The following is a 7068-nucleotide window of genomic DNA, read 5'->3' on the forward strand; positions in this document are numbered from 1 at the left end:
GCCGTGCGGCCCGAATATTGAAGGAAAGAGCAAGAATGAATGAGTTGAAAAACGACCGTTACCTGCGTGCTTTGTTACGTCAGCCAGTGGACATTACACCGGTATGGATGATGCGTCAGGCCGGTCGCTATTTGCCGGAGTACAAAGAAACCCGCGCTGAAGCCGGCGATTTTATGTCGCTGTGTAAAAATGCTGAGCTGGCCTGTGAAGTAACTTTACAGCCGCTTCGCCGTTATGCGCTGGACGCGGCGATCCTTTTCTCCGACATCCTGACTATTCCTGATGCGATGGGACTGGGGCTGTATTTCGAAGCCGGTGAAGGCCCGCGTTTTTCCTCACCACTGACCAATCGTGCAGATGTCGAAAAGTTGCCGGTGCCTGATCCTGAAATGGAACTGGGCTACGTGATGAACGCCGTGCGTACCATCCGTAAAAACCTGAAAGGTGAAGTGCCGCTTATCGGTTTCTCTGGCAGTCCGTGGACACTGGCGACATATATGGTCGAAGGTGGCAGCAGCAAAGCCTTTACTAAAATCAAAAAGATGATGTATGCCGATCCGTCTACTTTGCACCTTCTGCTGGATAAAGTGGCTGACAGCGTCATTCTTTATCTGAATGCTCAAATTAAAGCGGGCGCGCAGTCGGTGATGATTTTTGACACCTGGGGCGGCGTGCTGACGCCTCGTGATTACCGCGAATTCTCCCTCAACTACATGCACAAAATCGTGGATGGCCTGATCCGGGAAAACGAAGGCCGTCGCGTGCCGGTCACATTGTTCACTAAAGGTGGTGGCCAGTGGCTGGAAGCGATGGCTGCGACGGGCTGTGACGCACTGGGTCTGGACTGGACTACTGATATTGCTGAAGCGCGCCGTCGCGTAGGTGATAAAGTTGCGATTCAGGGCAATATGGATCCTTCCATGCTGTACGCCTCACCTGTGCGTATTGAACAGGAAGTAGAAACCATTTTGGCGGGTTTCGGCAAAGGTAATGGGCATGTGTTTAACCTTGGCCACGGTATCCATCAGGACGTTCCGCCAGAAAATGCGGGCGCCTTTGTCGAGGCGGTGCACAGCCTGTCCCGCCAGTATCACGAGTAATCCTGTGTTATGATCGACACGCGCGCACTACGGGAAGAACAACGGATCCTCGCAGATCAGATCGAACTGCAGGATCCGCCTGATTTCACTACTCCATCGTTGATTGCCGGTGTGGATGTCGGGTTTGAGCAGGGCGGGGAAGTCACCCGCGCGGCGGTCGCGGTGCTGAGCTACCCGGCACTGGAACTAGTTGAATATCAGATAGCCCGCATTCCTACCGTTATGCCATATATCCCCGGTTTCCTTTCCTTCCGCGAACTTCCTGCACTGTTACAAGCCTGGCAGCAAATCTCTTCGCATCCTGATCTGATTCTGGTCGATGGGCAAGGGATCGCGCATCCGCGGCGTCTCGGCGTTGCCAGTCATTTTGGTCTGACGGTCGACGTGCCGACGATTGGCGTAGCGAAAAGCCGTTTATGCGGTCAGTTTTTGCCGTTGGGCGATGAACTTCACAGCCAGCAGGCACTCTATGAGGGTGATGAACAGATTGGCTGGGTGTGGCGCAGCAAGCTACGCTGTAATCCATTGTTTATCTCACCGGGCAATCGGATCAGCATGGAATCCTCGCTTTATTGGGTACAACAGTGCATGCGGCAATATCGTCTGCCGGAACCTACCCGTTGGGCAGATTCTATGGCGTCAAACCGGGCAGCGTTTCAGCGCTGGCAACGGTTGAGTGATGATCTTTAGGAATCAAGGAATAGGGATATTGATTTATTTCAGGTAAACTCCCGCGCAGAAAAGTTAACGAGATCAACTCATGTTACGTAATCCAATTCATTTACGTCTCGAAAAGCTGGAAAGCTGGCAACACGTGACGTTTATGGCGAGCTTGTGCGAACGTATGTACCCGAACTATCAGGCATTTTGTCTGGAAACAGGGTTTGGCGAAGCACAGCTTTACCGCCGCATCCTGGACTTAATCTGGGAAACACTGGTGGTAAAAGACGCCAAGGTCAATTTTGACTCACAGCTCGAAAAACTGGAGGAAGCAGTGCCTTCTTCCGATGATTACGATCTCTACGGAGTTTATCCGGCGATTGATGCGTGTATTGCATTAGGCGAACTGATTCATTCGCGTCTGAGTGGCGAAACGCTGTCTCATGCAATTGCGGTCAGTGAAACGTCAATTCGTACTGTCGCGATGCTGGAAATGACTCAGGCCGGTAAAGAAATGACCGATGAAGAACTCAAAGTCATTCCTGCCGTAGAAGAAGAATGGGACATCCAATGGGAGATTTTTCGCCTGTTGGCTGACTGTGAAGAGCGTGACCTGGAATTAATAAAAGGGTTACGTTCTGACCTGCGTGAAGCCGCTGTCAGTAACATTGGCATAAATTTAGCGCAATAAGGCAAGAAAACGTGATTTAACGCCTGATTTGTCGTGCCTTAAGGCTTCACATCCGCACCCTGTCTGGTCTACATTTGGGGTGCGTAAAAAAAGTGGCTATCGGTGCGTGTATGCAGGAGGGTGCTGTCAATCGGCATATCCGTCGCACTCGATGCTTTGCAAACGATAAACACACTGTAAAGGATAACTTATGAACAAGACTCAACTGATTGATGTAATTGCGGACAAAGCTGATCTTTCCAAAGCACAGGCCAAAGTTGCTCTTGAATCTACTCTGTCTGCTATTACCGAGTCTCTGAAAGAAGGTGATGCTGTACAATTGGTTGGTTTCGGGACTTTCAAGGTAAATCATCGTAACGAGCGTACTGGTCGTAACCCACAGACTGGTAAAGAAATCAAAATCGCAGCTGCAAACGTGCCTGCGTTCGTTTCTGGTAAAGCTCTGAAAGACGCTGTTAAGTAATTGCTTGCAGTGAAAAGAATAAGCGGAGGGGCCTTTAAGCCCCTTCAGTTTATCACCCCCAGGCTGGTAGCAGGATTACTGGTGCTCGGTCTGGTGGGTTGCAGTTCAAAAAAAGGTCCAGATTTATTCTTTGCCAGTGGCTATGTTGCTGATCAGGGAATCAACCGGCTCTGGCGCGAAGATACCGCCAGCCACGAGCCGCAGACCATTCTCAACGTCTATAGCCCCTATTACGGTGGCGATACGATCATTACCCGATACGAATTCCAGCAGGGGCAACTGCACCTGATTAAAGAAACCCATGCGACCAAAACAGATTTGGGCGTGATGCTGCGTTTCGACGAAGGCGGGAATGTCAGCTTTATGCAGCGACAGCTTCCTGAGCGCCGGGAAAAACTTTCGTCAGACGAAATCGAACGCTATAAATATGAAGCATCGAAAACTCTCGACCTGAGCAATGCGTTACAGGCAGGGAACGTCCGTCTGGTACAGGCTCGCTGGCGAAAAGGCATCATAACGACCTGCGCAGGCGAGCAAGTGACGCCGACACTGACAGTGCGTTCTCAGGTCTGGCTGGCGAAAAGAGCCAGCCGCAGTAACGATACTCTGGGCTTAGCCTGGCTGACGGCACCGCAAGGCAACGAGCTGTTGCTGGTTGCCAATGAAGATTTCTGCAAATGGGAACCGAAAGAGTCAGATCTCTGATCCCGTTTTGATAAAAGAAATGGCACGCCGGGGCGTGCATTTTTTGATCGTCGGATCAGACGTGATTACTGATTACGTTCGCGGTCGATAGCGCGATATCCGATGTCTTTGCGACAGAAGCTGCCTTCCCAGTGAATATCTTTCGCTAAATCATAAGATCGTGCCTGCGCCGCTTCTACGGTTTTACCCAGCGCCGTCACGCACAATACGCGTCCGCCATTTGTCACCACACGCTCATCCTGCAAGCGGGTTCCGGCCTGGAAGACTTTGCCATCCGGCACTTCTTCCAGCGGCAGACCATGGATAACGTCTCCGGTTTTGTAATCGGCAGGGTAGCCGCCGGCCGCGAGCACAACACCCAGCGCAGGACGTGGATCCCATTCTGACGTTTTCTCACCAAGACGACCTTCAGCACCGGCAAGGCAAAGATCCACAAGATCTGAACGCAGGCGTAACATGATCGGCTGAGTTTCCGGATCGCCAAAACGGCAGTTGAACTCGATCACTTTCGGCTGGCCATCAGCGGAGATCATCAGACCTGCATACAGGAAACCAGTGTATGTGTTGTTTTCCGCCGCCATACCGCGAACGGTTGGCCAGATAACCTGATCCATCACGCGCTGATGAATTTCATCAGTGACGACTGGCGCCGGGGAATACGCACCCATGCCACCGGTGTTCGGGCCGCTGTCACCGTCACCTACGCGTTTGTGATCCTGACTGGTCGCCATCGGCAATACATTGGTGCCGTCGACCATGACGATGAAGCTGGCCTCTTCGCCATCGAGGAATTCCTCAATAACAATGCGATGGCCTGCATCACCGAAAGCGTTGCCTGCCAGCATGTCGTGAACGGCATCTTCCGCTTCTTTAAGCGTCATCGCCACGATCACGCCTTTACCGGCGGCCAGACCGTCAGCTTTGATAACAATCGGCGCGCCTTTGCTGCGCAGATATTCAAGTGCAGGCTCGATTTCGGTGAAGTTCTGATAATCCGCGCTTGGGATGTTATGGCGAGCAAGGAAATCCTTAGTGAAGGCTTTGGAGCCTTCCAGCTGCGCGGCTTCCTGCGTCGGGCCAAAGATTTTCAGACCGGCGGCACGGAAAGCATCCACCACACCAATCACCAGCGGCGCTTCAGGGCCAACGATGGTCAGGCCGATATCATTACTTTTGGCGAATGCCAGCAAACCGGCGATATCCGTTGTGGCTATATCAACGTTTTCCAGCAACGGCTCCAGCGCGGTACCGGCGTTGCCTGGTGCTACAAAGACTTTATCAGCCAGAGGTGACTGCGATGCCTTCCATGCCAGTGCATGTTCACGCCCGCCGTTACCGATAATTAAAATATTCATTCGAAGACTCCGGGTGAGCGGGCGCATCGCACCCGCTAAAAGAAAATTAATGACGGAAGTGGCGCATGTCGGTGAACAGCATCGCAATGCCATGTTCATTAGCCGCGGCGATCACTTCATCGTCACGGATAGAACCGCCAGGCTGGATAACACAGGTTATGCCCACGGCTGCTGCAGCATCGATACCGTCGCGGAATGGGAAGAAGGCGTCAGAGGCCATAACAGAACCGGCAACTTCCAGACCTTCGTCGGCAGCCTTGATCCCGGCAATTTTAGCGGAGTAAACGCGGCTCATCTGGCCTGCACCGATACCAATGGTCATTTTGTCACGTGCATAAACGATGGCGTTGGATTTGACGAATTTTGCCACTTTCCAGCAGAACAGCGCATCTGTCAGCTCCTGTTCAGTCGGCTGGCGCTCAGACACAACGCGCAGGCAGGTTGCATCAACCATGCCCAAATCACGATCCTGAACCAGCAGGCCACCGTTAACACGTTTGAAGTCCAGGGCTTTCCGGCGACTTTCCCACTGCCCGCAGGTCAGAACGCGAACGTTTTGTTTGGCTGCAGTCAGGGCCAGAGCTTCGGCACTGACGGATGGGGCGATGATCACTTCCACAAACTGACGGCTGATGATGGCTTTGGCCGTTTCGGCATCCAGTTCACGGTTGAAGGCAATAATGCCGCCGAAAGCTGACGTCGGGTCAGTCTGATAGGCGCGCTCGTATGCCGCCAGAATGCTGTCGCCGATAGCCACACCACAAGGGTTGGCATGTTTGACGATAACGCATGCTGGTTCAGCAAATTCTTTCACACATTCCAGCGCGGCATCGGTATCCGCAATGTTGTTATAGGAAAGTGCTTTGCCCTGAAGTTGGGTCGACGTGGCAACCGAAGCCTCACTGACATTCTCTTCTATATAGAAGGCGGCGTTCTGATGGCTGTTCTCGCCATAACGCATATCTTGTTTCTTTATATAGCTGAGATTCAGTGTGCGGGGGAACTGTCCGGAAGCAGATTCAATATCGCCGTGGTAAGCCGGAACCATTGTGCCGAAGTAGTTGGCAATCATACCGTCGTAAGAAGCGGTATGCTCGAAGGCTTTAATCGCCAGATTGAAGCGGGTCGCCAGCGTCAGCGAGCTGCCATTGGCATCCATCTCTTCAATAACAGAAGCGTAGTCACTGCTCTTTACTACGATCGCCACATCTTTATGGTTCTTCGCTGCGGAGCGAACCATTGTCGGGCCACCGATATCAATGTTTTCTACCGCATCTTCCAGTGAACAGTCCGGGCGCGCGACGGTTTGCGCGAACGGATAAAGGTTAACGACCACCATGTCGATTGGCGCGATGGAATGCTGCGCCATAATTTCATCATCTTTCCCGCGACGACCGAGAATGCCACCGTGAACTTTCGGGTGCAGGGTTTTGACGCGTCCATCCATCATTTCCGGAAAACCGGTGTAGTCAGACACTTCAGTGACTGGCAGGCCGGCTTTAGCCAACAGGCTGGCGGTTCCGCCAGTGGAAAGTAATTCAACGCCACGCGAAGAAAGGGCCTGGGCGAATTCTACGATACCGGCTTTGTCAGAAACACTGAGCAGGGCGCGGCGGATTGGACGAGATTGTTGCATGGTGGTTGTATCCTTGGCTTTGGAGTCGCAGTAAAGAGCGTTATCGGAACTCAACGGCGGTTTTCTTCTCTCTGTCTTTATATATAGAGCAAATTATAGAGAGCAATTTGCAGAAAACGCGGGGCTGAGCTCGGATAACTTCCCTCCGGCGACCCGTATCTCATTTATTACCCATAAAGGGCGGCGAAAACTGACGCGCGAAATTGTAGCGAAAACGATTGCGCGACGCTCGCAAAATTTGAGATTCCTGTGCGTCTGTGGATAAATCTGTGCAAAACACGGTATAAGCAGTGTGTTTGCTGTGTAATGCAGCAAACGGTGTTTTTTCTTAAAATTAGCCCTTGCGGCCTGCTGAGAACTCCCTATAATGCCGCTCCATCGACAGGGAACAACGTGAACAACATCACGAAGTCACCGGGTCGGAAAGATTAAAAACAGCGGCAACCGAATGAAATAAA

7 protein-coding genes are annotated in these 7068 nt (G+C 52.2%); 5 read left to right on the forward strand and 2 right to left on the reverse strand.

Annotated elements, in window-relative coordinates; genetic code table 11:
* Positions 1–35: 35 nt before the first annotated feature.
* The 5 genes from hemE (at position 36) to J1784_RS01695 (ending at position 3619) form a co-directional block, all read left to right on the forward strand.
* Complete coding sequence (gene hemE / locus J1784_RS01675) at positions 36–1100, forward strand: uroporphyrinogen decarboxylase (RefSeq protein WP_217147755.1); 1065 nt, start codon at positions 36–38, stop codon at positions 1098–1100.
* A gap of 9 nt (positions 1101–1109) precedes the next feature.
* Positions 1110–1790 (forward strand): deoxyribonuclease V, encoded by a 681-nt coding sequence (gene nfi / locus J1784_RS01680; protein ID WP_217147756.1) that lies wholly within the window; start codon positions 1110–1112, stop codon positions 1788–1790.
* A 70-nt stretch (positions 1791–1860) separates the two neighbouring features.
* Positions 1861–2451, forward strand: a complete 591-nt coding sequence (locus tag J1784_RS01685; protein ID WP_095924297.1) for a YjaG family protein — start codon at positions 1861–1863, stop codon at positions 2449–2451.
* Positions 2452–2641: 190 nt separating this feature from the next.
* Entirely contained in the window at positions 2642–2914 is a 273-nt protein-coding gene (gene hupA / locus J1784_RS01690; protein ID WP_013577396.1) for a nucleoid-associated protein HU-alpha, read from the forward strand.
* 18 nt (positions 2915–2932) lie between these two features.
* A complete protein-coding gene (locus tag J1784_RS01695; protein WP_338019890.1) occupies positions 2933–3619 on the forward strand; it encodes a DUF1481 domain-containing protein in 687 nt (228 codons plus the stop codon).
* Between the two features lie 65 nt (positions 3620–3684).
* Here J1784_RS01695 and purD read toward each other — a convergent pair whose 3' ends face one another.
* Both purD and purH read right to left on the reverse strand, forming a co-directional pair.
* Positions 3685–4974: a phosphoribosylamine--glycine ligase gene (gene purD, locus J1784_RS01700; RefSeq protein ID WP_217147757.1), complete on the reverse strand. Its 1290-nt coding sequence runs from the start codon at positions 4972–4974 to the stop codon at positions 3685–3687.
* A 46-nt stretch (positions 4975–5020) separates the two neighbouring features.
* On the reverse strand, positions 5021–6610 hold the full coding sequence (gene purH / locus J1784_RS01705) for a bifunctional phosphoribosylaminoimidazolecarboxamide formyltransferase/IMP cyclohydrolase (protein WP_217147758.1): 1590 nt from the start codon (positions 6608–6610) through the stop codon (positions 5021–5023).
* Positions 6611–7068: the final 458 nt, after the last annotated feature.

The organism is Rahnella ecdela, from assembly GCF_019049625.1.
Lineage (GTDB): Bacteria > Pseudomonadota > Gammaproteobacteria > Enterobacterales > Enterobacteriaceae > Rahnella > Rahnella ecdela.